This is a genomic window from Hydrogenophaga sp. (genome assembly GCF_051007235.1).
In the GTDB taxonomy this organism is placed as follows: Bacteria; Pseudomonadota; Gammaproteobacteria; order Burkholderiales; family Burkholderiaceae_C; genus Hydrogenophaga.
Map to the genome: position 1 here is coordinate 1 of NZ_JBPCSJ010000137.1, position 2,543 is coordinate 2,543.

The window sequence follows — 2,543 nt, forward strand, 5'->3', positions numbered from 1 at the left end:
GCGGGTGGGCGGTGTGGCGGATCGCGAGGTCGAAGCCTTCCGTGGCCAGCGAACTCAGCCGGTCCGACAGGTTCAGCTCGATGCGCACCTGCGGGTACTGGCGCAGGAAGTCGGGCAGCAGCGGCACGATCTGCTGGCGCGCCAGGGCCACCGGTGCCGTCACCCGCAGCAGGCCCTGTGGCGTCTCGGCCAGGTCGCGCACCTGCGCAAAGCTCTGGCTGATCTGCTCGAAGGCGGCGCGCGTCTGGTCCACCAGGCGCTGGCCAGCGTCGGTCAGGCGCACGCTGCGGGTGGTGCGCTGCACCAGCGCCACGCCCGCCACGCGTTCGAGCTCGGCGATGCGCTGGCTCATGGCCGCCTTGCTCACGCCCAGGCGCGCGGCCGCGGCGGTGTAGCTGCCCTGTTCGGACAACACGGTGAGCCCATGGCAGTGGCTCCAGAGGTCGGTCATTTTCTGCTCGGTCATGGGGTTATTGTTCACCGATTTGAACAATCAATTCAGGTTTTCGGTCTTGTATCGGCGGGTCCCGGTTCCTAGACTGCGGGCATTCATCCACCGGAGACACGTCCATGAACGCTCGCAACCCCGCCATCACCGACATTCCGCACCACGTGGCGGGCGCCCGCTTCGCCGGTACCGCCACGCGCAGCCAGACCGTGACCAACCCCGCCACCGGCGCCGTCACCGGCCAGGTGCCGCTGGCCAACGCGGCCGATGTGGATGCGGCGGTGGCCGCCGCGCAGGCCGCCTTCCCGGCCTGGGCCGACACACCGCCCATCCGCCGTGCGCGCGTGATGTTCAAGTTCCTGGAACTGGTCAACCAGCACAAGGACGCACTGGCCCATGCCATCACGGCCGAACACGGCAAGGTCTTCACCGACGCGCAGGGCGAGGTCTCGCGCGGCATCGACATCATCGAATTCGCCTGCGGCATCCCGCAGTTGCTCAAGGGCGACTTCACCGACCAGGTTTCCACCGGCATGGACAACTGGACCATCCGCCAGCCGCTGGGCGTGGTCGCCGGCATCACGCCGTTCACCTTCCCGGTGATGGTGCCCATGTGGATGTTCCCGGTCGCGATCGCCGCGGGCAACACCTTCGTGCTCAAGCCCAGCCCCATCGACCCCACCCCCAGCCTGCTGATCGCCGACCTGCTGAAACAGGCCGGCCTGCCCGACGGCGTGTTCAACGTCGTGCAAGGCGACAAGGAAGCCGTGGACGCGTTGCTGGTGCACCCCGACGTCAAGGCCATCAGCTTCGTCGGCTCCACCCCGATCGCCAATTACATCTACGAGACTGGCGCTCACCACGGCAAGCGCGTGCAGGCCCTGGGCGGCGCCAAGAACCACATGGTGGTCATGCCCGACGCCGACCTCGACCAGGCGGTGGACGCGCTGATCGGTTCGGCCTACGGCTCGGCCGGTGAGCGCTGCATGGCGATCTCGGTGGCGGTGCTGGTCGGCGATGTGGCCGAGAAGATCATGCCCAAGCTGATCGAACGCACGAAGACGCTGAAGGTGCTCAACGGCACCAACCTCGCGGCCGAGATGGGCCCCATCGTGACCCGTGCCGCGCACGAGCGCATCAGCGGCTACATCGACGCCGGCGTCATGCAGGGCGCGGACCTGCTGGTGGACGGCCGCCAGTTCGATGCCAAGCAGACCGGCGAGGGCTGCGAAGGCGGGTTCTGGATGGGCGGCACGCTGTTCGACAACGTCACGCCCAGCATGCGCATTTACAAGGAAGAGATCTTCGGCCCGGTGCTGAGCTGTGTGCGCGTGAAGGACTTCGGCGAAGCCGTGCAGCTCATCAACGACCACGAGTTCGGCAACGGCACCAGCTGCTTCACGCGCGACGGCAACGTGGCGCGCGAGTTCGCGCGGCGCATCCAGGTGGGCATGGTCGGCATCAACGTGCCGATCCCCGTGCCCATGGCCTGGCAAGGGTTTGGCGGCTGGAAGAAGAGCCTCTTCGGCGACATGCACGCTTACGGCGAAGAGGGCGTGCGCTTCTATACCAAGCAAAAGTCCATCATGCAGCGCTGGCCGGAGACGACGGCCAAGGGCGCCGAGTTCGTGATGCCGACCGCGAAGTAAGGTCCCCCCCCGCGCCGCCTGCGGCGTGCCTTGCAGGCCGCGCCACCGTCAGAGCCGGTGTCACTTCGGGCTGTCCAAGTCTGCGCAGGCAGACTTGGAGCCGCAGCCCTCAGCCCCCCGGGGGGCGCCACCAGCGGCCCGGCGAAGCCGGTTCCGCGGTGGCACTGGTCTCTGACATTTCTGGCCTCGTTGCGCTAGGGCGTGACGAGGCCTTTCTTTGGACGGCGGGTGTGGCGGGGGCCTACACCGTCCAGCGCCCGAAGCCGCTGCGCAGCATGCGCACCATCTCGGCCGCCGCGGGGGACAGCGAGCGGTTGCGCCGCATCACCAAGCCCAGCGGGCGCCGGATCTCGGGCTTCTCCAGCCGGCGGCTGACCACGCCGTCCTGGCGCACGAAGGCGGCCGCCAGTTCCGGCAGGGCCGCCACCCCCAGACCGGCACGGACC

At 68.4% G+C, this 2,543-nt stretch carries 3 protein-coding genes; 1 reads left to right on the top strand and 2 read right to left on the bottom strand.

Features of this window, described 5'->3' with window-relative positions; genetic code table 11:
* A partial coding sequence (locus tag ACR2JA_RS05205) for a LysR family transcriptional regulator (RefSeq protein WP_434008049.1) occupies positions 1 to 466 on the bottom strand: 466 nt, incomplete at its 3' end.
* Positions 467 to 570: 104 nt separating this feature from the next.
* On the opposite strand from ACR2JA_RS05205, the gene ACR2JA_RS05210 reads away from it, so the two are divergent.
* Positions 571 to 2,097 (top strand): CoA-acylating methylmalonate-semialdehyde dehydrogenase, encoded by a 1,527-nt coding sequence (locus tag ACR2JA_RS05210; RefSeq protein WP_434008050.1) that lies wholly within the window; start codon positions 571 to 573, stop codon positions 2,095 to 2,097.
* A 241-nt stretch (positions 2,098 to 2,338) separates the two neighbouring features.
* Here the strand turns inward: ACR2JA_RS05210 and ACR2JA_RS05215 are convergent.
* Positions 2,339 to 2,543, bottom strand: a 205-nt coding sequence (locus tag ACR2JA_RS05215) for a LysR substrate-binding domain-containing protein (RefSeq protein ID WP_434008051.1), incomplete at its 5' end; no start/stop codon positions are given.